Annotated in this window: 13 protein-coding genes, 1 tRNA gene and 1 rRNA gene; 4 read left to right on the top strand and 11 right to left on the bottom strand. The window is 70.8% G+C overall.

The window, feature by feature from the left end; translation table 11 throughout:
• The first annotated feature begins 42 nt into the window (after positions 1-42).
• The 3 genes from ACWC0C_RS03025 to ACWC0C_RS03015 all read left to right on the top strand — a co-directional run bounded on the left by ACWC0C_RS03025 (position 43) and on the right by ACWC0C_RS03015 (position 6,851).
• Positions 43-5,034 carry an ATP-dependent helicase gene (locus ACWC0C_RS03025; RefSeq protein WP_450861164.1) on the top strand — a complete coding sequence of 1,664 codons (4,992 nt, stop codon included), beginning with the start codon at positions 43-45 and terminating at the stop codon, positions 5,032-5,034.
• 59 nt (positions 5,035-5,093) lie between these two features.
• Positions 5,094-5,939: an Fpg/Nei family DNA glycosylase gene (locus ACWC0C_RS03020; protein WP_450861162.1), complete on the top strand. Its 846-nt coding sequence runs from the start codon at positions 5,094-5,096 to the stop codon at positions 5,937-5,939.
• 147 nt (positions 5,940-6,086) lie between these two features.
• Positions 6,087-6,851, top strand: a complete 765-nt coding sequence (locus tag ACWC0C_RS03015; protein WP_450861160.1) for an SDR family NAD(P)-dependent oxidoreductase — start codon at positions 6,087-6,089, stop codon at positions 6,849-6,851.
• Between the two features lie 485 nt (positions 6,852-7,336).
• Here ACWC0C_RS03015 and ACWC0C_RS03010 read toward each other — a convergent pair whose 3' ends face one another.
• From ACWC0C_RS03010 to ACWC0C_RS02975, 8 genes are all read right to left on the bottom strand, one after another.
• Positions 7,337-7,711, bottom strand: coding sequence for a helix-turn-helix domain-containing protein (locus ACWC0C_RS03010; RefSeq protein ID WP_053666341.1), 375 nt, complete (start codon positions 7,709-7,711; stop codon positions 7,337-7,339).
• 109 nt (positions 7,712-7,820) lie between these two features.
• A complete protein-coding gene (locus ACWC0C_RS03005; RefSeq protein WP_450861158.1) occupies positions 7,821-8,366 on the bottom strand; it encodes a CinA family protein in 546 nt (181 codons plus the stop codon).
• Positions 8,363-9,121 (bottom strand): CDP-diacylglycerol--glycerol-3-phosphate 3-phosphatidyltransferase, encoded by a 759-nt coding sequence (gene pgsA / locus ACWC0C_RS03000; protein WP_450861156.1) that lies wholly within the window; start codon positions 9,119-9,121, stop codon positions 8,363-8,365. Before pgsA ends, ACWC0C_RS03005 begins: the two co-directional genes overlap by 4 nt.
• Positions 9,118-10,590, bottom strand: coding sequence for a 30S ribosomal protein S12 methylthiotransferase RimO (gene rimO / locus ACWC0C_RS02995; protein ID WP_449200756.1), 1,473 nt, complete (start codon positions 10,588-10,590; stop codon positions 9,118-9,120). The genes pgsA and rimO overlap by 4 nt, the downstream gene beginning before the upstream one ends.
• 95 nt (positions 10,591-10,685) lie before the next feature.
• Entirely contained in the window at positions 10,686-11,528 is an 843-nt protein-coding gene (locus tag ACWC0C_RS02990; RefSeq protein WP_449200757.1) for a helix-turn-helix domain-containing protein, read from the bottom strand.
• A 279-nt stretch (positions 11,529-11,807) separates the two neighbouring features.
• Entirely contained in the window at positions 11,808-14,534 is a 2,727-nt protein-coding gene (locus ACWC0C_RS02985) for a DNA translocase FtsK (protein ID WP_449200758.1), read from the bottom strand.
• A gap of 124 nt (positions 14,535-14,658) precedes the next feature.
• The gene (locus tag ACWC0C_RS02980; protein ID WP_351805785.1) at positions 14,659-15,339 is read right to left on the bottom strand and encodes a response regulator; all 681 of its coding nucleotides are present in this window, start codon (positions 15,337-15,339) and stop codon (positions 14,659-14,661) included.
• A 298-nt stretch (positions 15,340-15,637) separates the two neighbouring features.
• On the bottom strand, positions 15,638-21,097 hold the full coding sequence (locus tag ACWC0C_RS02975) for a HAMP domain-containing protein (protein ID WP_450861153.1): 5,460 nt from the start codon (positions 21,095-21,097) through the stop codon (positions 15,638-15,640).
• Positions 21,098-21,505: 408 nt separating this feature from the next.
• On the opposite strand from ACWC0C_RS02975, the gene ACWC0C_RS02970 reads away from it, so the two are divergent.
• Positions 21,506-24,265, top strand: coding sequence for a SpoIIE family protein phosphatase (locus tag ACWC0C_RS02970; RefSeq protein ID WP_449200760.1), 2,760 nt, complete (start codon positions 21,506-21,508; stop codon positions 24,263-24,265).
• A gap of 53 nt (positions 24,266-24,318) precedes the next feature.
• Here the strand turns inward: ACWC0C_RS02970 and ACWC0C_RS02965 are convergent.
• From ACWC0C_RS02965 to rrf, 3 genes are all read right to left on the bottom strand, one after another.
• Positions 24,319-24,394 (bottom strand) — tRNA-Thr (locus ACWC0C_RS02965).
• 84 nt (positions 24,395-24,478) lie between these two features.
• Complete coding sequence (locus ACWC0C_RS02960; protein ID WP_449200763.1) at positions 24,479-25,141, bottom strand: DegT/DnrJ/EryC1/StrS family aminotransferase; 663 nt, start codon at positions 25,139-25,141, stop codon at positions 24,479-24,481.
• 115 nt (positions 25,142-25,256) lie between these two features.
• Positions 25,257-25,344 (bottom strand): 5S ribosomal RNA (gene rrf, locus ACWC0C_RS02955); the annotation flags it as partial.

Here is a 25,344-nt window from a genome sequence, read left to right as displayed (position 1 = left end):
CAGGTCAGCGCGATTGTCAGTGGCCGGGTGCAGGATGGACGCATGGTCAGCTCCGCACACCGGGCCCTCGACGGCTTCTCACCCGCGACCCGCGGCTGGTTCACGGGGGCGTTCTCCGCGCCCACCGCGGCCCAGGCCGGCGCGTGGCGAGCCATCGGCGCGGGCTCGGACGTGCTCGTGGTGGCGCCGACCGGCTCGGGCAAGACGCTGGCCGCGTTCCTCGCCGCCCTGGACCAGCTGGCCTCGAAGCCGCCCCCGGCCGACCCGAGGAAGCGCTGCCGGGTTCTGTACGTGTCCCCGCTGAAGGCGCTTGCCGTCGACGTCGAGCGCAACCTCCGCAGCCCGCTGACCGGCATCCGCCAGGAGTCCGTGCGCCTGGGCCTGCCCGAGCCCGAGGTCCGGGTCGGCATCCGCTCCGGCGACACCCCGGCGGCCGAGCGGCGCGCCCTGTCCACCCGCCCGCCGGACATCCTGATCACCACCCCCGAGTCGCTGTTCCTGATGCTGACCTCGGCCACGCGCGACGCGCTGACGGGCGTGGAGACGGTGATCCTGGACGAGGTGCACGCGGTCGCGGGCACCAAGCGCGGGGCCCATCTCGCGCTGTCCCTGGAGCGGCTCGACGAGCTGCTGCCGCGGCCGGCCCGCCGGATCGGCCTGTCGGCGACCGTCCGCCCGGTGGACGAGGTGGCCCGGTATCTCTCGCCGCGCCGCAAGGTGGAGATCGTCCAGCCGGAGTCCGGCAAGGAGTTCGACCTGTCCGTGGTCGTCCCGGTCGAGGACATGGGCGAGCTGGCGGGCTCCCCGGCTACGGACGCGGCCGAGGGCGCGGAGCGGCCGTCGATCTGGCCGCATGTGGAGGAGCGGATCGCCGACCTGGTCCAGTCCCACCGCTCCACGATCGTGTTCGCCAACTCCCGGCGCCTCGCCGAGCGGCTGTGCAACCGGCTCAACGAGATCGCCTACGAGCGGGCGACCGGCGAGACCCTGGACGAGCATCACTCCCCGGCCCAGTTGATGGGCGGCTCGGGCGCGGCCCAGGGCGCGCCCCCGGTGATCGCCCGCGCGCACCACGGCTCGGTCTCCAAGGAGCAGCGCGCCCTGGTCGAGGAGGACCTGAAGGCGGGCCGGCTGCCCGCCGTGGTCGCCACGTCCAGCCTGGAGCTGGGCATCGACATGGGCGCCGTCGACCTGGTCGTGCAGGTCGAGTCCCCGCCCTCGGTCGCCTCCGGACTCCAGCGCGTCGGCCGCGCGGGACACCAGGTGGGGGCCGTCTCCACCGGTGTCGTCTTCCCCAAGTACCGCGGTGACCTCGTCCAGGCCGCCGTGGTCACCGAGCGGATGCGCTCGGGCTCGATCGAGTCCCTGAAGGTGCCCGCGAACCCCCTGGACGTGCTCGCGCAGCAGCTGGTCGCCATGACGGCGCTGGACACCTGGCAGTTCGACGACCTGCTCGCCATGGTCCGCCGGGCCGCCCCCTTCGCGTCGCTGCCCGAGTCGGCCTTCACGGCGGTCCTGGACATGCTCGCCGGCCGCTATCCGTCCGACGCGTTCGCGGAGCTGCGCCCGCGCGTGGTGTGGGACCGCGTGGCCGGCACGATCACCGGCCGCCCGGGCGCCCAGCGCCTCGCCGTCACCTCGGGCGGCACGATCCCCGACCGCGGCCTGTTCGGGGTCTTCCTCGCCGGTTCCGACCCCAAGAAGGGCGGCGGCCGGGTCGGCGAGCTGGACGAGGAGATGGTCTACGAGTCCCGGGTCGGTGACGTCTTCACGCTGGGCACGAGCTCCTGGCGCATCGAGGACATCACCCGCGACCGGGTGCTGGTCTCCCCCGCACCGGGCGTACCGGGCCGGCTCCCCTTCTGGAAGGGCGACCAGCTGGGCCGCCCGCTCGAACTGGGCCGCGCGGTGGGCGCGTTCCTGCGCGAGGTCGGCTCGCTGCCCAAGGACGACGCCCGGCTGCGGCTGCTGGCGGCGGGCCTGGACGCCTGGGCGGCGGACAACGTGCTGTCGTACCTGGACGAGCAGCGCGAGGCCTGCGGCCATGTCCCGGACGACCGCACCATCGTCGTGGAGCGCTTCCGGGACGAGCTGGGCGACTGGCGCGTTGTCGTCCACTCTCCCTTCGGCGCCCAGGTGCACGCCCCCTGGGCCCTCGCCCTCGGCGCCCGCCTGTCCGAGCGGTACGGCATGGACGCGCAGGTCATGCACGCCGACGACGGCATCGTGCTGCGCCTGCCCGACGCCGACCTGCTGGGCCTGGACCTGCTCGACCAGGCACCGCTGAAGGCCGGCACGGAGTACGACAGCGAGCAGGCACCCGTGGGCGCGGCGGACGTGGCCTTCGACAAGGGCGAGGTCGACCAGGTCGTCACGGACCAGGTCGGCGGCTCCGCCCTGTTCGCCTCCCGGTTCCGCGAGTGCGCCGCCCGCGCGCTGCTGCTGCCGCGCCGCAATCCCGGCAAGCGCACCCCGCTGTGGCAGCAGCGCCAGCGCGCGGCCCAACTGCTCCAGGTGGCAAGCGAGTTCGGCTCCTTCCCGATCGTCCTGGAGGCGGTCCGCGAGTGCCTCCAGGACGTCTTCGACGTCCCCGGGCTCGTGGAGCTGATGGGCGACATCGAGTCCCGCAAGGTGCGCCTGGTCGAGGTCACCACCCCGGAGCCGTCCCCGTTCGCCCGCTCCCTCCTGTTCGGGTACGTCGCCCAGTTCCTGTACGAGGGTGACTCCCCGCTGGCCGAGCGCCGGGCCGCCGCGCTGTCGCTGGACTCCCGGCTGCTGGCCGAGCTGCTGGGCCAGGCGGAGCTGCGCGAACTGCTCGACGCCGAGGTGCTGACCGAGCTGGAGCGCGAGCTTCAGTGGCTCACCGAGGACCGCCGGGTCAAGGATGTGGAGGGCGTGGCCGATGTGCTCCGGCTGCTCGGCCCGCTGAGCGATGCCGAGCTGGTCGCGCGTGGCGCGGACCCGCAGTGGGCACGCGAGCTGTCCGGGGCCCGCCGGGCCATCAAGGTCCGCATCGCCGGCGCCGACCACTGGGCGGCGGTCGAGGACGCGGGCAGGCTGCGCGACGCGCTCGGCACGGCACTGCCGGTCGGCGTGCCCGAAGCCTTCACCGAGCCGGTCAAGGATCCGCTGGGCGATCTCCTCGCCCGTTACGCCCGCACCCACGGCCCGTTCACGTCGGCCACGGCGGCGGCCCGCTTCGGCCTCGGCGTGGCGGTCACCGAGGGCGCCCTGCAGCGGCTCGCCGCGAGCGGCCGGGTGGTGCAGGGCGAGTTCCACCCGGCGGGCATCGGCCAGGAGTGGTGCGACGCGGCCGTACTGCGCCGGCTGCGCCGCCGCTCCCTGGCGGCCCTGCGGCACGAGTTGGAGCCCGTGCCGCCGGCCGCCCTCGCCCAGTTCCTGCCGCAGTGGCAGCACATCGGCAAGGGGCACGGTCTGCGCGGCATCGACGGACTGGTGCGCGCCATCGAGCAGTTGCAGGGCGCCTCCGTGCCCGCCTCCGCACTGGAGAAACTGGTCCTGCCCTCCCGCGTGGCGCACTACACGCCCTCGATGCTCGATGAACTGACCTCGGCCGGCGAGGTGGTGTGGGCCGGCGCGGGCGCCCTGCCCGGCAAGGACGGCTGGGTCTCCCTCTATCTGGCGGACTCGGCGCCTCTGTTGCTCCCGCCGCCCCACCCCCTGGAGCTGACCGCGCTCCACCAGTCCGTCCTGGACGCGCTCTCCGGCGGCTACGGCCTGTTCTTCCGCCAGATCGCCGACCAGGTGCGGGCCACCACCCACCCCGAGGTGACCGACCCTCAACTGGCCGACGCACTCTGGGACCTGGCCTGGTCAGGCCGGCTCACCAACGACACCCTCGCGCCGATGCGCTCCCTGCTGGGCTCAGGCCGTACGGCGGGGTCGACCGCCCACCGAGCCAAGCGCAGCGTCCCGCGCGGACGCTATGGCTCGCTGACGGCCGCCGCGCGCCCCGCCTCTCGTACCGGCCCGCCGACGGTCGCCGGCCGCTGGTCGCTGCTTCCCGTGTCCGAACCGGACGCCACGGTGCGCGCCCACGCGCTGGCCCGCACCCTCCTGGACCGGCACGGCGTGGTCACCCGTGGGGCGGTCGCCGCGGAGGGGATCGAGGGCGGCTTCTCGGCGGTGTACCGGGTGCTGTCCGCGTTCGAGGAGAGCGGTCAGGCGCGGCGCGGCTATGTGGTCGAGGGCCTGGGCGCGGCCCAGTTCGCGATGGACGGCGCGGTGGACCGGCTCCGCGCGGTGTCCAACGCCCGCGACCGCAGCGAGGGCCTGCCCACCCCGTCCCACCAGAACGGTTTCCCGGGCAGTCCCGGCGTTTTTGCCGAGCCGGGCTTCCCGGACGACTTCGGCGCGGGCAACGGCGCACCGCACGATCGCGCCCTGCCCGGCGCCTTCGACGAAGGCGACGGCGGGTTCGCCCACCCCGGCCTCGACGGCGACTTCACCTGGCCACCGGCGGACCCCCGGCCCGCCCCCGGCGAGTACGTCTCGCCGCGCGACCTCGCCGACCCCTTCGCCTCCCCCGGCTACGGCGGCCCCCGAGGCGGCGGAGCCGGCGCCTACGGCTCACCGTCGTACCAGGGGTACGGCAGCGGACGTACGAGCACGCCCTCCCCCGACGCCCGTGCCGTGGTCCTCGCCGCTGCCGACCCCGCCAACGCCTACGGCGCGGCCCTCTCCTGGCCCGAGCCGCCCACCGGTGCCGGGCACAAGCCGGGCCGCAAGGCGGGCTCACTGGTCGTCCTGGTGGGGGGTGAACTGACGCTGTACATGGAGCGTGGCGGCAAGACGCTGCTGGCCTGGCCCGTCGCCCCCGACACCGCGGCGCCGGACGACCCCCGCCTGCGTACGGCCGCCGAGGCCCTGGCCGCCGCGGCCCGCGCGGGCTCCCTCGGCACGGTCACGGTCGAGCGGATCAACGGCGCCCAGGCCCTGACCTCCTCCATAGGCGCCCTGCTGGAGGGAGCGGGCTTCGTGGCCACGCCGCGCGGCCTGCGTCTGAGAGCGTGACCGCCGCCGCCGAGCGCCCGCTTCACCCGACCGTGGCGCCATCGTGGCACCCTTGACGCATGCCCGAAGGTGACACGGTCTGGCAGGCCGCGCGGCGGCTGCACGGGGCCCTCGCGGGCAAAGCCCTGACCCGAAGCGACTTCCGGGTGCCGAAGTACGCGACGGTCGACCTCACCGGCCGCACGGTGCTCAGCACGATCCCGCGGGGCAAACACCTGCTCACCCGGTTCGAGGGCGGCCTGACCCTGCACACGCATCTGCGGATGGAGGGCGCGTGGAAGGTGTACGACGCGGGCGAGCGCTGGCGGGGCGGACCGGCGCACCAGATCCGGGCGGTCCTCGGCACCGCCGACCGCACGGCCGTGGGCTACCGCCTGCAGGTCCTGGAGCTGCTGCGCACGAGCGAGGAGGAGCGGGTCGTCGGACACCTGGGCCCGGACCTGCTCGGCCCGGACTGGGATCCCGAGCGCGCCCTCGCCAACGTCCTCGCCGATCCCACCCGCCCGCTCGGTGAGGCCCTGCTCGACCAGCGCAATCTCGCCGGCATCGGCAACGTCTACAAGAGCGAGCTGTGCTTCCTGCTGGGCGTCACCCCGTGGCTGCCGGCCGGCGCCCTGCCCACGGACCGCGCCGAGAAGCTGCCCGTGCTCGCCCAGAACCTCCTGGAGGCGAACCGCGACCGCCCGGTCCGCCAGACCACGGGCCTGCACCGGCACGACCTGTTCGTCTACGGCCGTGCGGCCCGCCCCTGCCTGCGCTGCCACACCCCGGTCCGCGTGGCCGACCAGGGCGACGGCTCCCAGGAACGCCCCACCTACTGGTGTCCCGCCTGTCAGACGGGCCCCGCTCCCTCCCCTGGTTCACCACAGCGCTGGCGAGACCGCTATCCCCGCCGCACCGCCTGACGACGCGCCGGCGCCCGCACCCCGCCAGCATCTGGCGCGCCGCCCGAGCCCCCCGCGTTCCCAGCCGCCCCGGCCCCAGCCGCGCGCCTCGAGCCAATCAGCTCATGCTGATTGACGATCCGTCAGAAACGCTCGTACCGTCGGTTCATGCCCCTCACGGCGTACGACCTCACCGGACGCACCGCATTCGTCACCGGAGCCGCCGGCGGCATCGGCCGGGCCTCCGCCGTCCTGCTCGCCGAGGCGGGCGCGACGGTGCACTGCGCCGACCGGGACGCGGACGGTCTGCACGGCACGGCGGAACTGATCGAGAAGCGCGCCGGTACGGCCCGTACCCATGTCCTGGACGTCGCCGACCGGGCGGCGCTGACCGAGGCGGTCCGGTCCTGCGGGCGCCTGGACGTGATGGCCGCGATCGCCGGGATCATGCACAGCAGCCCCGTGCTGGAGACGCGCGACGAGGATCTCGACCGGGTGCTGAGCGTCAACTTCAAGGGCGTGCTGTACGCCTGCCAGGAGGCGGCCCGGCTGATGCTGGCCCATGACATCCGGGGCAGCATCGTCACCATGGCGTCCGGCGCGGTCGACACCGGCGGCCCCGGACTGCTCTGCTACGGCGCGGCGAAGGCGGCCGTGGTCCAGCTCACCAAGACGCTGGCCACCGAGGTCGGCCGGCACGGCATACGGGTCAACGCGGTCGCGCCGGGCTGGATCCGCACCCCGATGACCGACCGCCACGACCGCGAGGCGCAGGCGCACACCGAGGGCATGATGGCCCGGATGGCGCCACTGGGCCGGGTCGGCGAGCCGGACGACGTCGCGCACGCGGTGCTGTACCTGGCATCGGACGCCTCGGCGTTCACGACGGGTCAGATACTTCGCCCGAACGGGGGTGTGGCGATGCCCTGGTAGCGCCCTGCGCCCGCCAGGCGGCCACCCAGCGCCCCCTCGGCACGGCCCCTGCCGCGCGCCCCTTGGGCACACAGTGCACCGGCAGCAGACTCAGCCCCCACCCGCCGGCCGCGACGGCGCCTTCCAGGACGCCCACCCCCTGCCCGAGGGCGATCCGCAGCACAGCCCACCACCACGCGGCTGCGAGCCCCAGCCCGACCGCCCAGCGCACTGTCCGCGCCACCATGGCCGACATCACCTCCTGCGGGACGCTAGACCGCCGCCTGCCCGGCGCGGGAGGCGCACCAAGGGCTCACGGATGCAGCGCCCGACGGGGGCCCGTCCCTCCACCATGACCGCACCCCCCAAGCCGGGCAAACGGACGCAAGGGTGACACAAGACATACCTGCGGCCGCGCAAAACGAAAGCCCCGGCCGCACTCCTCGGGTTCATCCCGAGAAGCCCGGCCGGGGCCTCACACGTTCGTTAGGCCGCGCACGCGTACGTCACGCGGCGACCACGTCCACCGCCTCCGCGGGCGCCTTGATGGTCACCCGTTCCGGTGGCACACCGGTCACCGACACCGAACCCAGCATCGGACGGACCGGCGTGGGCACAGGCTCGGTGGCCGCTGCGGACTGGGCCAGTTCGGCGAGCGCCAGCTCGTCGCTCACCTCTCGCATGAGTTCCGACATCCGTACGTCCAGCGCGTCGCAGATGGCGGCGAGCAGCTCGGAGGAAGCCTCCTTCTGCCCCCGCTCCACCTCGGAGAGATAGCCGAGTGAGACTCGGGCGGACGAGGAGACTTCGCGCAGAGTACGGCCCTGGCGTTGGCGCTGCCGACGCAGCACGTCACCCAGCAGGCGACGGAGCAGAATCATCGGTGGCTCCCTCCTCGGACCGCGTAGCCGCATCCTTCTCGCCCCACCGTACCGCCTCGCGCCGCGGCCGTGCGGGGAGCGATGTCGTGTTCACTCAGGGCTGCAAACATCAAAACCCCCCGTTCCGTTCCGTATCCTGTGCCCGCTCATTCCCGGCCTGTTCGCCCGCAAGCTGCTCGAGGAGGCTTACGAGTACGCTCCGTACACTCTCCATACGGATTTCCGCACGGCTGCCGTTCAACCTCAGGGCCTCCACTTTTCCGCCACCGGCAGAACCCGGGAGGTCGGTGAGCGGCCCGTCGACGGCCACGAACACCGTCCCGACGGGGCGGCCGTCCTGCGGTTCGGGACCGGCGACTCCGGTGGTGGCGATGCCCCAGTCGGCGCCCAGAGCCTTCCGTACTCCGGCTGCCATCTGGGCCGCGACCTGCGGATCCACCGCTCCTCGCTGCGCCAGCAAGGTGGCGTCGACGCCCAGCAGCTCATGCTTCAGTTCGGTGGCGTAGGCGGTGACAGAACCCCGGAACACCCTGGACGCCCCGGGAACCGAGGTGATCTCCGCCGCCACCAGGCCACCGGTGAGCGACTCGGCGACTGCGAGGGTCTCGCCCCTCACTGTCAGTAGTCGCACCAGTTCGGTGGCCTGTGAGCTCACGCTTCCTTCTCCTCCAACGCTGCCGCACGCTCGGCGATTCCCTGCCTGCGCAGCACAATGGCTTGTCTTACGTAGTCGAGGCCGGTGACAACGGTGAGGACGACCGCCACGGCCATCACCCAGAACCTCAGCGTCGCCAGCCACCCCGTCAGCGCCAGGACATACATCCCCACCGCCACTCCCTGGGTGAGGGTCTTGAGCTTGCCCCCACGGCTGGCCGGGATCACGCCGTAGCGAATGACCAGAAAACGCAGCAGCGTGATGCCCAGTTCCCGGCCGAGGATCACGGCCGTCACCCACCACGGAAGATCGCCCAGGGCCGACAGACAGATGAGCGCCGCCCCCATGATCGCCTTGTCGGCGATGGGGTCGGCGATCTTCCCGAAGTCGGTGACGAGGTTGTAGGTGCGCGCCAGATGCCCGTCGAACAGGTCGGTGATCATGGCGATGGCGAAGGCCGCCCAGGCCAGCGAGCGCCAGGCCGGGTCATAGCCGCCGTTCGCCAGCATCAGCGCCACGAAGCCGGGCACCAGGACCAGCCGGAGCATGGTCAGCAGATTGGCCACGTTCCAGACGCTCGCCTGGTTGACGGCCGCGGCCGCGATCTTGCCGCCGCGCGGTGTCCTGCCGCCGTTCTCGGGGCCTGAAGCAGTACCGGAGACCTCGGACGCCGCGCCGTCGGCAGCGGCGGCGGAACCTCGGGCGCCCTGCGCACCGGAGGAGCCACCCGCGGCGGATGCCGGGACTCCGGTCATCTGCCCGCCTCCTCACTACACGCGAGCGAGCCGGCCAGCGGCTCGGCCACCAGGTCGACACCTTCCGTACCGACCACCTTCGCCTCGACCATACGTCCGACGGCGAGGCCTTCGCCGCTCGTGAGCAGCACCTGGCCGTCGGTCTCGGGCGCCTGGTGCGCGGCGCGGCCGTACACGCCCTCCTCCTCGTCGACGGACTCGACCAGGACGTGGACCGTTTCCCCGACGCGTTCCTCGGCGCGCTGCGAGACGAGTTCCTCGGCCAGCCGGGACACCCGCGCCAGGCGCTCGGCCACGAGGTCCTCGTCGAGCTTGTTGTCGTACGTCGCCGCCTCCGTGCCCTCCTCGTCGGAGTAGCCGAAGACACCGATGGCGTCCAGGCGGGCGCCGTTCAGGAAGCGCTCCAGCTCGGCCAGGTCCGCCTCGCTCTCGCCGGGGAAGCCGACGATGAAGTTGGAGCGCACCCCGGCCTCGGGAGCCTTGCTGCGGATGGTGTCCAGCAGCTCCAGGAAGCGGTCGGTGTCGCCGAAGCGGCGCATGGAGCGCAGCACGGCGGGCGCCGAGTGCTGGAAGGACAGGTCGAAGTACGGGGTGACCTTCGGGGTGGAGGTCAGCACGTCGATCAGGCCCGGGCGCATCTCGGCCGGCTGCAGGTAGCTCACGCGGACCCGCTCGATGCCGTCGACCTCGGCCAGATCGGGCAGGAGGGACTCCAGCAGGCGGATGTCGCCCAGGTCCTTGCCGTAGGAGGTGTTGTTCTCGGAGACCAGCATGATCTCCTTCACACCCTGCTCGGCCAGCCACCGCGTCTCGTTCAGCACGTCGCTCGGGCGACGGGAGATGAAGGAGCCGCGGAAGGACGGGATGGCGCAGAAGGAGCAGCGCCGGTCGCAGCCCGAGGCCAGCTTGACCGAGGCGACCGGGGAGCCGTCCAGGCGGCGGCGCAGGGGGGCGCGCGGGCCGGAGACGGGCGCGACCCCTTCCGGGAGGTCGGCGGGGCCGTGGCCGGGCAGCGCGACGGAGGCGGCCGACTCCTGGCGCTCGGCGGGGCTGATCGGCAGCAGCTTGCGGCGGTCGCGCGGGGTGTGGGCGGCGTGGATGCCGCCGGACAGGATGGTCTGCAGGCGGTCGGAGATGTCCGCGTAGTCGTCGAAGCCGAGTACGCCGTCTGCCTCGGGCAGCGCCTCGGCCAGCTCCTTGCCGTACCGCTCGGCCATGCAGCCCACCGCCACGACGGCCTGGGTTCTGCCATGATCCTTGAGGTCGTTGGCCTCCAGGAGGGCGTCGACGGAGTCCTTCTTCGCGGCCTCGACGAAGCCACAGGTGTTGACCACGGCGACGTCGGCGTCCGCGGCGTCCTCGACGAGCTGCCAGCCGTCCGCCTCCAAACGGCCTGCGAGCTCCTCCGAGTCCACCTCGTTACGGGCGCAGCCGAGAGTGACGAGTGCGACGGTACGGCGTTCAGGCATGGGCTCAAGACTACTTCGTCTCACTGACAGCCCACGTCGACGGGGTTGGCCGATCTTGGCCAACCCCGTCACACAAGCGTTCCCGAAGGGGCCGGTCAGCCCGCTACCGGGTCGCCCTTCGTGTAGGTGAGGCGCTCCACCGCGCCCGGCTGGAAGTTGTCGTCGATCTTCTTGCCGTTGACGTACAGATCGATCGCGCCGGCGTCGCCGAGGATCAGGTTGATCTTGGAGCTGTCCTGGAAGGTCTTGGACTGGCCCTTGTTCAGCAGCCCGTCGAAGAGCATCCGGCCGTTGTGGTCCTTGGCCGAGATCCAGCTGCGCCCGGTGGCCGCGCTGACCTGGACGGTCACCTTGTCCTGGGGCGCGGCCGCGATGGCGCTGTCGGAGGGCGCGGTGCTCGGCGGGGCGGGCTTGTTCTTCGTGGGTGTGGGCGAGACGGGCTTGCTGGTGGCGGGTGTGGCGCCCTGGGCGACCTGCGATTTCGCGTCATTCCCGCCGTCGCTGCCCTTGACCGCGGTGAACCCGACGAAGCCGATCACGACCACGATGGCGGCGACCATCGCCGCGGTCCAGTTCGGCCCGCGCCGCTCCGGGCGAATCCGCTCGGCCTCGAACAGGGGTGCGGCCGGGGTGGGCGCGGGACGGCCGCCGTGCTCGGCGTCGTACTGCGCGATCAGCGGTCCGGGATCGAGGTGCACGGCCTTGGCCAGCGTGCGGATGTGCCCGCGCGCGTACACGTCACCGCCGCAGGGGGTGAAGTCGTCCGCCTCGATGGCCTGGACGATGGCGATGCGGACACGAGTGGCAGCACTGACGTCGTCCACGGTGAGCCCGGTCGCGAGCCGCGCCTGCTGCAGGGCGCGGCCCACGGAGGCACGGGCTTCCTGGGACTCGTCTCGGAACGGACGCTCGTCTTCAGGGGAGTTGCCGATGGACACGGGGGGCGCCTTTCGAGCGTGTAGCCACCTGTGCTGGAAGCTCAGTCTAGGGGGGGTACGAAAGGGTGGGGCAACCGGGCGGCCGAACTTTGTACGCCAACGGAATGGCCCGACAATCCGATGGCTGGACAGGCGGCCACCCCATGCTGGGACGCCTCACTGTCCTCTCGCTCAACTTGACGTACGGCAAAGGGAAACGGTTGCTCGCCGATCGCTAACGGGTGGGTCACGGCGACGGGCCGTCCGGCGTAATCCAGGTCGACCGGGCGGCTCTTAGTACTATCCCTCAGATTCCCCGCGAATCAGTGCGAGCACGCCGTCCAGATCATCGGGTTTCACCAGAACGTCACGTGCCTTGGATCCCTCGCTCGGTCCCACGATGTTGCGGGACTCCATGAGGTCCATGAGCCGTCCGGCCTTGGCGAAGCCGACGCGCAGCTTGCGCTGGAGCATGGAGGTCGACCCGAACTGGGTGGAGACGACCAGCTCGGCCGCCTGGCACAGCAGGTCCAGGTCGTCGCCGATGTCCTCGTCGATCTCCTTCTTCTGCTTGGTGCCGACCGTGACGTCGTCCCGGAAGACCGGCGCCATCTGGTCCTTGCAGTGCTGCACGACGGCCGCGACCTCGGCCTCGGTGACGAAGGCGCCCTGCATTCGGGTGGGCTTGTTCGCGCCCATCGGCAGGAACAGGCCGTCACCCTTGCCGATCAGCTTCTCGGCGCCGGGCTGGTCGAGGATGACCCGGGAGTCGGCGAGCGAGGAGGTGGCGAAGGCCAGCCGGGAGGGCACATTGGCCTTGATCAGACCGGTGACCACGTCGACCGAAGGGCGCTGGGTGGCGAGCACCAGGTGGATGCCGGCCGCACGCGCGAGCTGGGTGATGCGCACGATCGAGTCCTCGACGTCGCGCGGGGCGACCATCATCAGGTCGGCGAGCTCGTCCACGATCACCAGCAGATACGGGTACGGCTGCAGCTCGCGCTCGCTGCCCTCCGGCGGCTTGACCTTGCCGTCGCGGACGGCCTGGTTGAAGTCGTCGATGTGCCGGTAGCCATAGGCCGCGAGGTCGTCGTAGCGCAGGTCCATCTCGCGTACGACCCACTGCAGCGCCTCGGCGGCCCGCTTGGGGTTGGTGATGATCGGCGTGATCAGGTGCGGGATGCCCTCGTACGCGGTCAGCTCGACGCGCTTGGGGTCGACCAGGATCATCCGGACGTCCTCCGGGGTCGCCCGGATCATGACCGAGGTGATCAGGCAGTTGATGCAGGACGACTTGCCGGAGCCGGTGGCGCCCGCGACCAGCATGTGCGGCATCTTCGCCAGCGAGTGCATCACGTACCCGCCCTCGACGTCCTTGCCGAAGGCGACCAGCATCGGGTCGTCGTCCTCGGCGGACTCCGCGAGGCGCAGCACGTCGCCGAGGTTGACCATCTCCCGGTCGGTGTTCGGGATCTCGATGCCGACCGCGGACTTGCCGGGGATGGGGCTGATGATCCGCACGTCAGGGCTGGCGACGGCGTACGCGATGTTCTTGGTCAGCGCGGTGATCCGCTCGACCTTCACGGCGGGCCCGAGTTCCACCTCGTAGCGGGTGACCGTCGGGCCGCGGGTGAAGCCGGTGACGGCGGCGTCGACCTTGAACTCGGTGAAGACCTGGGTGAGCGAGGCGACGACCGCGTCGTTCGCCTCGCTGCGCGCCTTGCCGGGCCCGCCCCGGGTGAGGAGGTCCAGCGACGGCAGCGAGTAGGTGATGTCCCCCGAGAGCTGCAGCTGCTCCGCGCGCGGCGGCAGGTCGCGGGGCTCCTCGGGGGCCTTCTTGGTCAGGTCGGGGACGGTCCCGGCCGTGAGCTTCTCCTGCTTGGGGCGCGCGGCGGGGACCGATGCCGGAGCGGGCGCGGGGGCCGGTACCGGAGTCGTCTCCTCGCGGTCGCCGACGCTGACGCCCTGGGTGAGGTCGGCGACCAGCGGGGAGGGCGGCATGCCGTGCAGCACCGCGCCGTCGAGCGCCGCCGCGGCGGCCGCGGCGACGTCCACGGCGTCCATCTGGCGCTGCGGATCCGGCTGGGGCACCGCGGAGCGCCTGGGGCGGCCACGGCGCTGCGAGAGGGCCTCCTCCTCGGCGCCGTCGGGGTCGTACGACCGGGGGGCGGACGAGCGCTTACGGGGGCGCGCGGGCAGCGCCTCGCGCCACTGCTCGTCGTAGCGCTCGTCGTCCTCGGTGTAGTCCTCCGCGTCGTGGTCGTGCAGCACGCCCAGGCGTACGCCGAGCGCCCGCAGCCGCTGCGGGATGGCGTTGACCGGAGTGGCGGTCACCACGAGCAGGCCGAAGATCGTCAGCAGCACCAGCAGGGGTACGGCGAGGACATCGGTCATGGTGTACGTCAGCGGGGTCGCCGCCGCCCAGCCGATGAGACCGCCGGCGTCCCTTATGGCCTGCATGCCGTCGCTGCGGGCGGGCGAGCCGCACGCGATGTGCACCTGCCCGAGCACACCGATGACGAGCGCGGACAGGCCGATCACGATCCGGCCGTTGGCCTCCGGCTTCTCCGGGTGCCGGATGAACCGTACGGCGATCACCGCGAGCAGTATCGGCACCAGCAGGTCGAGCCGGCCGAAGGCGCCGGTGACGAGGATCTCCACCAGGTCGCCGACGGGGCCCTTCAGGTCGGCCCAGGTGCCGGCGGCGACGATCAGCGCGATGCCGAACAGCAGCAGCGCGATGCCGTCCTTGCGGTGGGCGGGGTCGAGGTTCTTCGCGCCCCGCCCTATGCCGCGGAAGACGGCGCCGACGGCGTGTGCGAGACCGAGCCAGACGGCGCGCACAAGCCGGTACACGCCCCCGGTGGGGCTGGGTGCCGGCTTCGGCGCGGCCTTCTTGGCCGGGGCCTTCTTGGCGGGCGCCTTCTTGGCCGCCGCCTTCTTTGCTGCGGCCTTCTTCGCCGGAGCCTTCGCGGGAGCGGCCTTCTTCGCGGGCTGCTTCTTGGCTGCGGAGGGACGTGAGGCCATAGGTGTGAGGTTACCGGGGGAGACGACAGCGGACACGTGTGCCCACAGCTTCACCCGTTCGTGTCGCCCTTACGGGACACCGGAGCTGACGCACACTCATGGACAACCGCCGTCTCGCCCTGCGTCAGTTCTGCGCCGGCACCGACGAGCTGCCCGGGCCGGCCCCCGGCTCCAGGGCGTCGAGCGCGCGCCGCAAGCCGGTGAGTTTGCGCTCCAGATGGGCCGCCGTGGCCACCGCGGCCGCATCCGCCGAGTCGTCGTCCAGCTGCTTGGACAGCGCCTCGGCCTGCTCCTCGACCGCCGCGAGCCGCGCGGACAGCTCGGCGAGCAGCCCGGCGGACTCCTTGCCGCCGACCGCGCCCTTGCCGCCGCCCTCCAACTGCAGCCGCAGCAGTGCCGCCTGCTCACGCAGCTGGCAGTTCTTCATGTACAGCTCGACGAACACCGAGACCTTCGCACGCAGCACCCACGGGTCGAAGGGCTTGGAGATGTAGTCGACCGCGCCCGCCGCATAGCCCCGGAAGGTGTGGTGCGGGCCGTGGTTGATCGCCGTGAGGAAGATGATCGGGATGTCCCTGGTCCGCTCGCGCCGCTTGATGTGCGCGGCGGTCTCGAAACCGTCCATGCCCGGCATCTGGACGTCCAGCAGAATGACCGCGAAATCGTCCGTGAGCAGTGCTTTGAGCGCTTCCTCCCCGGACGATGCCCGCACCAGCGTCTGATCGAGCGCAGAGAGGATCGCCTCCAGCGCCAGCAGATTCTCCGGCCGGTCATCGACCAGGAGGATCTTGGCCTTCTGCACCATGGCCCGCCCTCCTCGCCCCGGCGGTACACCGGGCGCCGCCCCAGGGGACGACTCCCTTTCGCCGCCCGTCCTTGTGCCGGTCATCGTAGCCGCACCCCGCCTGTCGCCACACCCTGTCACCGCGATGTCACTGTGCACGTAGCGGAAACGCGGCAGAGGCCGGGATGGTTCCCGGAATCCGGCATTCCCATACGTGTGCAGCCACCTTAAGCCGCACGATCGCCGTCACCTCAAGTAGGCAACTCCCGACCCACGCCAAGGGTTCCCCTGCTGTTCACATCCCGCCGTACGGATCTCGTCACTTCCCGCCCATCCACTGCTGCATCACGGCCAGCAGATGATCCGGGTCGACCGGCTTCGTCACGTAGTCGGAGGCACCGGACTCGATCGCCTTCTCCCGGTCACCCTTCATCGCCTTGGCGGTCAGCGCGATGATCGGCAGCCCGGCGAACTGCGGCATCCTGCGGATCGCCGTGGTCGTCGCGTACCCGTCCATCTCCGGCATCATGATGTCCATGAGGACGACCGCCACGTCGTCGTGCTGCTCCAGCACCTCGATGCCCTCGCGGCCGTTCTCGGCGTACAGCACCGAAAGGCCGTGCTGCTCCAGGACACTGGTCAGCGCGAAGACGTTGCGGATGTCGTCGTCGACGATCAGCACCTTCTGGCCGCCGAACCGCACCCCGCGCGCGGGGTGCGGCGCGTCGTCCTGCTCGGGCAGCGCCGCCCAGTGCTCGGACCGCTGCTCGCCCGGCGGCAGACCCCGGCGCCGGCGCCGGAAGAGCGCCGCCGGACCGTTCTGCGTCTCCCGGTACGACTTCACCTCGGCCGGAGTCTCGATCTCCACGGCGGACAGCTCCGAGGACTGCTCGGCCTCGGAGGCGAGCAGTTCGCCGGCCTCCAGCGGGGGCACGGACTGCTGGTAGCCCTGCGGCGGCAGTTCACTCGGGTGCAGCGGCAGGTACAGCGTGAACGTCGAGCCACGGCCCGGTTCGCTCTGCGCGTGGATCTCACCGCCGAGCAGCTGCGCGATCTCCCGGGAGATCGACAGGCCGAGGCCGGTGCCGCCGTACTTGCGGCTGGTCGTGCCGTCCGCCTGCTTGAACGCCTCGAAGATCACCCGCATCTTGCTGGCCGCGATGCCGATGCCGGTGTCCGTCACCGAGAACGCGATCAGCGGTCCCTCCGGATCGGTCAGCGAGCCGGCCTCCAGCAGCTGCTCCCGGATGCCCATCGGCACGTCCATGCCGGCCGGCCTGATCACCAGCTCCACCGACCCGGAGTCGGTGAACTTCACCGCGTTCGACAGCAGGTTGCGCAGCACCTGCAGCAGCCGCTGCTCGTCGGTGTGCAGGGTCGCGGGCAGCTCCGGGGAGACCCGCACGGACAGATCCAGGCCCTTCTCCGCGGTCAGCGGCCGGAAGGTGGCCTCCACGTAGTCCACGAGCTGTACGAGCGCGATACGCGTCGGCGACACGTCCATCTTGCCCGCCTCCACCTTCGACAGGTCGAGGATGTCGTTGATCAGCTGGAGCAGATCGGAGCCCGCCCCATGGATGGTCTCGGCGAACTCCACCTGCTTCGGCGAGAGGTTGCCCTCGGCGTTGTCGGCGAGCAACTTGGCCAGAATCAGCAGCGAGTTGAGCGGCGTACGCAGCTCGTGCGACATGTTGGCGAGGAACTCGCTCTTGTAGCGCATCGACACCGCGAGCTGCTCGGCGCGCTCCTCCAGGACCTGCCGCGCCTCCTCGATCTCGGTGTTCTTCACCTCGATGTCGCGGTTCTGCCGGGCCAGCAGCTCGGCCTTCTCCTCCAGTTCTGCGTTGGAGGCCTGCAGCGCCTTCTGCCGGTTCTCCAACTCGGCCGAACGCTCCCGCAATTGCTCGGTCAGCTCCTGCGACTGCTTCAGCAGCAGTTCGGTCTTGGTGTTGACCGAGATGGTGTTGACGCTCGTCGCGATCATCTCGGCGATCTGGTTGAGGAAGTCCTTCTGGATCTGCGTGAACGGTGTGAAGGAGGCCAGCTCGATCACACCGAGCACATTGCCCTCGAAGAGCACCGGCAGCACGATCACCTGCGCCGGCGGAGCCTCGCCGAGGCCGGAGGAGATCTTCAGGTAGCCGCTCGGCGCGTTCTCCACCAGAATCGTGCGCCCCTCCTGGGCAGCCGTACCGACCAGCGCCTCACCGGGCCGGAACGACGTCGGCATGGAGCCCATCGAGTAGCCGTACGAACCGAGCATCCGCAGCTCGTAGCTCTCCTCGCCGGCGACGGCGTCCTTGCCCTCCATGAGCGGCATCGTCAGGAAGAACGCGCCGTGCTGCGCCGACACCACCGGCGTCAGCTCGCTCATGATCAGCGAGGCCACGTCCTCCAGGTCGCGCCGGCCCTGCATGAGGGCGGAGATACGGGCCAGGTTGCCCTTCAGCCAGTCCTGCTCCTTGTTGGCGATCGTGGTGTCACGCAGGTTGGCGATCATCTTGTTGATGTAGTCCTGCAGTTCCTGGATCTCGCCGGACGCGTCGACGTCGATCTTCAGGTTCAGGTCGCCACGGGTCACCGCGGTCGCCACGCGCGCGATGGCACGCACCTGCCGGGTCAGGTTCCCGGCCATCTCGTTCACCGACTCGGTCAGATCCCGCCAGGTGCCGTCGACGTCACGCACGCGTGCCTGACCGCCGAGCTGCCCCTCCGTGCCCACCTCGCGGGCCACGCGCGTGACCTCCTCGGCGAAACTGGACAGCTGATCAACCATCGTGTTGATCGTCGTCTTCAGCTCGAGGATCTCGCCGCGCGCGTCAATGTCGATCTTCTTCGTCAGGTCACCCTTGGCGATGGCCGTGGTGACCATGGCGATGTTCCGCACCTGGCCGGTCAGGTTGGACGCCATCTGGTTCACGGACTCGGTCAGGTCCTTCCAGGTGCCGGCCACACCCGGTACGTGCGCCTGGCCGCCCAGGATGCCGTCCGTACCCACCTCACGGGCCACCTTGGTGACCTGGTCCGCGAACGAACTCAGCGTCTTGACCATGATGTTGATGGTGTCGGCGAGCTGAGCGACCTCACCGCGCGCCTCGATCGTCACCTGCCGCGTCAGGTCACCGTTGGCGACGGCCGACGCGACCTGGGAGATGTTCCGCACCTGCATGGTCAGGTTGTTGGCCATCAGGTTGACGTTGTTGCTGAGGTCCTTCCAGATACCGGTGACGCCCGGCACGTGCGCCTGACCGCCCAGGATGCCCTCGGTACCCACCTCACGGGCCACCCGGGTCACCTGCTCGGCGAAGCTGGACAGTTGATCAACCATGGTGTTGACCGTCGTGACGAGTTCAAGGATCTCGCCCTTGGCGTCAACAGTGATCTTCTTCGACAGGTCGCCCTTGGCGACCGCGGTCGTGACCTCGGCGATGTTGCGCACCTGGATGGTCAGGTTGTTCGCCATGAAGTTCACGGACTGCGTGAGGTCCTTCCAGGTGCCGGAGACACCCTGCACCTCGGCCTGACCGCCGAGGATGCCCTCCGTACCCACCTCACGGGCCACCCGCGTGACCTCCTGGGCGAACGACGACAGCTGGTCCACCATCGTGTTCAGCGTGTTCTTCAGCTCCAGGATCTCCCCGCGCGCGTCCACGGTGATCTTCTGGGAGAGGTCACCGCGGGCCACCGCGGTGGCGACCTGCGCGATGTTGCGCACCTGGGCCGTCAGGTTGCCGGCCATGCCGTTCACGGAGTCGGTCAGGTCCCGCCACACACCGGCGACACCGGGCACCTGCGCCTGACCACCGAGCCGGCCCTCCGTACCCACGTCCCTGGCCACCCGGGTCACCTGGTCGGCGAAGGCGGACAGCTGATCAACCATGGTGTTGATCGTGTTCTTCAGCTCGAGGATCTCGCCGCGCGCGTCAACATCGATCTTCTGCGACAGGTCACCGCGCGCCACGGCCGTCGTCACCTGCGCGATCTGCCGCACCTGGGAGGTCAGGTTGCCGGCCATGAAGTTGACGGAGTCCGTCAGCTCCTTCCACGTACCGGACACGCCGTCCACCCGGGCCTGACCGCCCAGCCGGCCCTCCGTACCCACGTCCCTGGCCATCCGCGTGACCTGGTCGGCGAAGCTCGACAGCTGGTCCACCATCGTGTTCACGGTGTTCTTCAGCTGGAGCATCTCGCCGGAGACGTCCACGGTGACCTTCTGCGAGAGGTCGCCGTTGGCCACCGCCGTCGTCACCTGGGCGATGTTGCGCACCTGGCCGGTGAGGTTGCGGAATGCAGTGTTGACGGAGTCGGTCAAGTCTTTCCATGCACCGGCCGCTCCCGGCACCTGCGCCTGGCCGCCCAGCTCACCCTCGACGCCGATCTCCCGCGCGACCCGGGTCACCTCGGCACCGAACGCCGACAGCTGGTCCACCATCCCGTTGACGGTGTTCTTCAGCTCCAGCATCTCGCCGGCCACGTCGACGGTGACCTTCTGCGACAGATCACCGCTGGCCACGGCGGTCGTCACCGTGGCGATGTCACGCACCTGCGTGGTCAGGTTCCGGAAGACCGTGTTGACGGAGTCCGTCAGGTCCTTCCACGTACCGGCGGCGCCCGGCACATTCGCCTGCCCGCCGAGCCGGCCCTCCGCGCCGACCTCGTTCGCCACGCGCGTGACCTCGTCCGCGAAGATCCTCAGCGTCTCGGTCATCTGGTTGATCGTCTCGGCGAGCTGCGCCACCTCGCCGCGCGCCGGAACCGTCACCTTCTGCGACAGGTCACCGTTGGCGACAGCGGTCGTGACCTGCGAGATCCCCCGCACCTGTGCGGTCAGGTTGCCCGCCATCGTGTTGACGGAGTCGGTCAGCTCCTTCCACACCCCGGCCACACCCGGCACCTGCGCCTGACCGCCCAGGATGCCCTCGGTGCCCACCTCACGGGCGACCCGGGTCACCTCGACGGAGAACGACGACAGCTGCTCCACCATCGTGTTGACGGTGTTCTTCAGCTCCAGCATCTCGCCGGCCACATGGACGGTGACCTTGCGTGACAGGTCACCGCGCGCGACCGCCGTCGTCACCAGCGCGATGTCGCGCACCTGCGCCGTGAGCCGGTTCGCCATGGTGTTGACGGACTCGGTCAGGTCCTTCCACGAACCCGACATACCGCGCACCCGGGCCTGCCCGCCGAGCTTGCCCTCGGTGCCGACCTCGCTGGCCACACGCGTGACCTCGTCCGTGAACGTCGACAGCTGGTCGACCAGATTGTTGACGGTACGGCCGACCTTCAGGAACTCGCCCCGCAGCGGGTGCCCGGTGCCGTCGTCCGGTGCCTGCGTCCGCAGCTCCATCCGCGGCGACAGATCGCCCTCGGCGACCGCCGTGAGCACCCGGCCGACCTCCGACACCGGCCACACGAGGTCGTCGACGAGCGCGTTGGAGGCGTCGATGGCGGTCGCCCACGAGCCCTCGCAGGCCCCCGTCTCCAGCCGTTCCGTGAGTTTTCCCTCACGTCCCACCATGCGCCGCACCCGGGACAGCTCACCGGTGAGATGCAGATTCCGGTCGGCCACCTCGTTGAAGACCGCCGCGATCTCCGACATCACGCCGTCGCCGGAGACCGTGAGCCGCTTGCGGAAATTCCCGTCCCGCATGGCGACGAGAGCCGCCAGCAGCCGGTTCAGGGCAGCCGTGTCCACGGCGGTGGTGCCGCCGCTCCTGCCCAGGGACGGACTGCCTTTCGCGCGCGTCTTCGTGCCACGCGTCCCCGCGCCAGACTCCACTGTGTCCCTCCCGGAGGGGTAGACCGTTACTGCTGTGCTCGACCACTTCGACCCGGCGTGCCGGTCATCGGCATACCGGATACTTCTGCGTACCGGTTACTGCTGCGTATTTCTGCCAGACGAAATCCGGCCACACCAGAGGCTGCTGCCCGCCGTACACGGAACACACGCAGCTCGACCCGACCTTCACCAGAAGCTTGCCCAGTGTTTCACCCTGCCCGAACCAGGCCATAACAGTTCGGCAGCTTCGCACACCGTCCGCACACCCTGGGGGTAAACACCGGCGACCGGCATCCGCTCGGACGGCGAAGGTAAGTAACCTTGCATGCGGCTGTCCAGCCGCACCGGTGCGACCGGCCTGGGCGGTGGCACCAGAACGAGCGGGCATCGGAGGGGCGGCCGCAGACCATGACCACCGGAGTGATCCCCGGGGGACAGCCCCCGGAGCCACAGCCGACGGGCGAACTCATGCCGCAGCAGCGGCGCGCGCCGGCCGGCCACCCAGCCCTGCACGTCGACAACCGGCCGAGGAGTTCTGTGATCACCGCGCGCGCGGCCGCCACCTTCGAGCCCGTCGGGCGGTCGGTCGCGACCGCCCGGTCCTTCGTTCGCGACACCCTCCAGGGCTGGGGCTTCGCCGACATCGTCGACGACGCCGTCGTCCTCACCAGCGAACTGGTGACCAACGCGGTGGTCCACGCGGGCACCCACGCGGACGTCCTGTGCCTGCGCACCGAGGACGGCGTGCGCATCGAGGTCGCCGACCGCTACCCGGAGCGCGAGGTCCCCCTCCAGAACGCCGCCGCCACGATGGGCAGCCCCGACCGCGAGGGCGGCCGCGGCCTCCAGCTGTGCGCGGCCCTGGCCACCCGCTGGGGCGTCGACTACACGCCCACCCACAAGAACGTCTGGTTCCAGCTCACCCTCCCCGAACGTCCGGTCGGCACCCGCACCGCCGGCCCGTCCCTGCCCGCCGACCTGCTCCCGCTGGCCGACGGCCGGGTCCGCGTCGCGGTCATCCAGGTCGACCGCAAGGGCGCCATCACCTCCTGGAACGAGGACGCCGAAGAACTGTTCGGCTATGCGACCGCCGAGGTCGTCGGCAGACCACTCACCGAACTGGCGGCCTGGCCGCACACCCCCGGCACCGGCACCGGCGTGGCCGAGGCCCTCCAGCTCTCCCGCTGGGAGGGCAGCTACGGCATCCGCGGCGCCGACGGCCGGGTCGCCTCGGTCTACGCCTCCCACCTGCGGGTCCGCGACACCGGCGGCGAGCCCTCCACCGTCTGCCTCCTGGTCCGCGACCACGAGCGCGCCGTACTCCAGACCCCGCCGCGCGTGCCGGCCGGCGACCAGAGCCCGTCCTCCGACGGCCAGAGCACCGACCCCTTCGAGGTGTTCATCGGCTCCCCCGCCCCGGACGACCTCGACGGCCTGCTGCAGCGCACGGTGGAGCGCGCCCGCGACATGCTCGACGGCGACTCCGCCTTCCTGCTGCTGGCCACCGACGACGAGACCGAGCTGGAGGTCCGCGCCTCCACCGGCCTGCCCTCCGCGCGCCAGCGCTTCGCACGCGTGCCCGTCGAGGCCGGTCCCGGCCGCTACGGCTCCGCCCGCATGCCGGCCGTCCACGACGACCTCACCGCCGTACCCGGAGCCGTACCGCTGCTCGCCGGCACCGGCATGCGCTCGGTCGTCACGGTCCCGCTGAAGGTCGAGGGCCGCCTCACCGGCTCCCTCGGCGTCGCAGCCGAGGCACCGGGCCGCTACTCCAACGAGGAGGCACTGCGCCTGCAGTTCGCCGCCGACCGCATCGCCCTGGCCGTCGAATCGGCCCGCCTGGGCGAGCTGGAGCGGCTGCGCCGCGGCTCCCTGAGCTTCCTCGTCGAGGCCTCCGACCTGCTGGCCGGCACCCTCGACCGGGACCAGACGCTGGCTCTGATGGCCCAGATGACGGTCCCCACCCTGGCCACCTGGTGCGCCGTCTACACCATCGCCGACCAGGCCTCCGAACCGTATCTGTCGTACGTGCTGCACGAGGACGAGGAACTGATCGACGGCATCAAGTCCTTGCTGTCGAAGGTCCCGGCGCCGGACCCGGTCCCGACCCCCGGCGCCCGCATCTGGACCGCCCCGGCCGAGGTCGCGCACCAGGCGGCCCTGCGCAGCTCGATGCGCAGCCTCGGCCTGTCCGGCGGGCCCACGCGCCAGATCTCCGCGAGCATCGGCCCGACCCTCGCCACGGCCTCCGCGGTCGGCGGCGAGACCGTCGTCCTGCCGCTCGTCGCCCGCAACCGCGTCATCGGCATGCTGACCCTCGGCAAGCCCACCGACGAACACTTCCGCCAGGAAATCCTGGAACTGGCCGAGGACCTGTCCCGCCGGGCCGCACTCGCCCTGGACAACGCCCGCCTGTACTCGGAACGCACGGCCATCAGCCAGTCCCTCCAGCGCAGCCTCCTCCCACCCGGCCTGCCGCACATCGACGGCGTCGAGGTCGAGGTCATCTACCGCGCGGCCGGCGAGGGCAATGAGGTCGGCGGCGACTTCTACGACGTCTTCCCCATCGGCAACGGCGCCTACGGCTTCGCCATCGGCGACGTCTGCGGTACGGGCCCGAACGCGGCGGCGGTCACCGGCCTCGCCCGGCACGCCCTGCGCCTGCTGGCCCGCGAGGGCCTCTCCGGACCTGCGGTCCTGCAGCGCCTGAACTCCGCGATCCTCGACGAGGGCGACCGCAGCCGCTTCCTGACCCTCCTGTACGGCGAGATGCGCCCGCAGGAGGACGGCAGCGCCGAGCTGAAGGTGGTCTGCGCCGGCCATCCGCTCCCGCTGCGCCTGCGCCAGGACGGCACGGTCACGGCGGCCGCCGAACCGCAGCCGCTGCTGGGCGTGATCGAGGACCTGGAGCTGCACGAGGAGACGGTCACCCTCGACCCGGGCGATGTGCTGCTGTGCGTCACGGACGGCGTCACCGAGCGCCGTGAGGGCACGCGCATGCTGGGCGACGACGGCCTCGCCGACGTCCTCACCACCTGCACGGGCCTGACGGCGGGTGCGGTCGCAGCACGCATCATGCGCGCGGTGGAACGCTTCGCTTCGGACGCCCCCTCGGACGACATGGCGATTCTCGCGATGCGCGTCCCGGGAATCCACAAGGAGGCCTGAGGCGGCGTCAGGCACGAAAAAGGCCCCACCCGGAAGGGTGAGGCCTTTTTTGCTGGAGCCCCCAAACGGAATCGAACCGTTGACCTTCTCCTTACCATGGAGACGCTCTGCCGACTGAGCTATAGGGGCCTGTCGCTTTCGAGGTTTCCCTCCCGGCGACAAAGAAACTGTACCCCGAGCTGGCCCGAGTTCCCAAATTCGTTCGGAACCCGCTCAGTAGGCGGGCTGCAGCAGTCCCCCGAGCGCGTTGCACGCGGACACGATCCGCTGCATCTCCCGCTTGGTGAGCGAGGCGTCCACGGGCAGCGTCAACGTCTCGTCGGCGGCCAGCTCGGTCTCCGGCAGGGACACACACCGGCGGAACTCCGGCAGCCGGTGCACGGGCGTCTTCACCGGCACCCTGCAGTCAACTCCCTTGGACCGCAAGGCCATCGCAAAGGCATCCCGGTCCGGCCGGCCATTCCCCGGCACCCGCACGACGTACTGCTGAAAGGTGTGCCCGTCACCGCCGTCCGGCGTCCGTACGCCCTTGAGCTTGGCGTCGAGGTAAGCGGCTCGCTCCCTGCGCTGCGCTATCTCGTCGTACGGCGCCTCGGACTCGCCCTGCTCCAGCACCAGCAGCTCATGCCGCTGCCCGAGCGCGTGCAACCGCCCGAGGTCGGCCCACCGTCCAAAGCGGTGTACGACAACGATCGCGGCCGTGCGTGGAGTTAGGGCTGCCTCGACAACGCCGGGGTCGAGGCAGTAGGTCACCGGGTCTATGTCGGCGAACACCGGGAACGCACCGGCCAGGGTCACGGCCTCGGCGACTTCGACGTTCCCGAAGGCTGGTACGACGACCTCGTCACCGACTCCGACGCCGGCGGCCCTGAGCATTGCAGCAGTACCCATGTGCTGGATGCTCGGCGCGCAACGTGAACGACACGTTAAGAAGAACGTAAAAAGGCCGGACCCCGAACCGAAGTTCAGGATCCGACCTTTTTGAAGAATTGTTCGGCGGCGTCCTACTCTCCCACAGGGTCCCCCCTGCAGTACCATCGGCGCTGTGAGGCTTAGCTTCCGGGTTCGGAATGTAACCG

It is taken from the genome of Streptomyces sp. NPDC001709, assembly GCF_053596375.1.
The sequence above is the reverse complement of the archived record's forward strand: the minus strand, read 5'-3'. Positions and strand labels throughout refer to the sequence as shown.

Bases quoted from the DNA above. Each gene is read 5' to 3' on its own strand.
- ACWC0C_RS03025 (WP_450861164.1), top strand. From the start codon at position 43: ATGGTCAGCTCCGCACACCGGGCCCTCGACGGCTTCTCACCCGCGACC.
- ACWC0C_RS03020 (WP_450861162.1), top strand. From the start codon at position 5,094: ATGCCCGAAGGTGACACGGTCTGGCAGGCCGCGCGGCGGCTGCACGGG.
- ACWC0C_RS03015 (WP_450861160.1), top strand. From the start codon at position 6,087: ATGCCCCTCACGGCGTACGACCTCACCGGACGCACCGCATTCGTCACC.
- ACWC0C_RS03010 (WP_053666341.1), bottom strand. From the start codon at position 7,711: ATGATTCTGCTCCGTCGCCTGCTGGGTGACGTGCTGCGTCGGCAGCGC.
- pgsA (WP_450861156.1), bottom strand. From the start codon at position 9,121: ATGACCGGAGTCCCGGCATCCGCCGCGGGTGGCTCCTCCGGTGCGCAG.
- rimO (WP_449200756.1), bottom strand. From the start codon at position 10,590: ATGCCTGAACGCCGTACCGTCGCACTCGTCACTCTCGGCTGCGCCCGT.
- ACWC0C_RS02985 (WP_449200758.1), bottom strand. From the start codon at position 14,534: ATGGCCTCACGTCCCTCCGCAGCCAAGAAGCAGCCCGCGAAGAAGGCC.
- ACWC0C_RS02980 (WP_351805785.1), bottom strand. From the start codon at position 15,339: ATGGTGCAGAAGGCCAAGATCCTCCTGGTCGATGACCGGCCGGAGAAT.
- ACWC0C_RS02970 (WP_449200760.1), top strand. From the start codon at position 21,506: ATGACCACCGGAGTGATCCCCGGGGGACAGCCCCCGGAGCCACAGCCG.
- ACWC0C_RS02960 (WP_449200763.1), bottom strand. From the start codon at position 25,141: ATGCTCAGGGCCGCCGGCGTCGGAGTCGGTGACGAGGTCGTCGTACCA.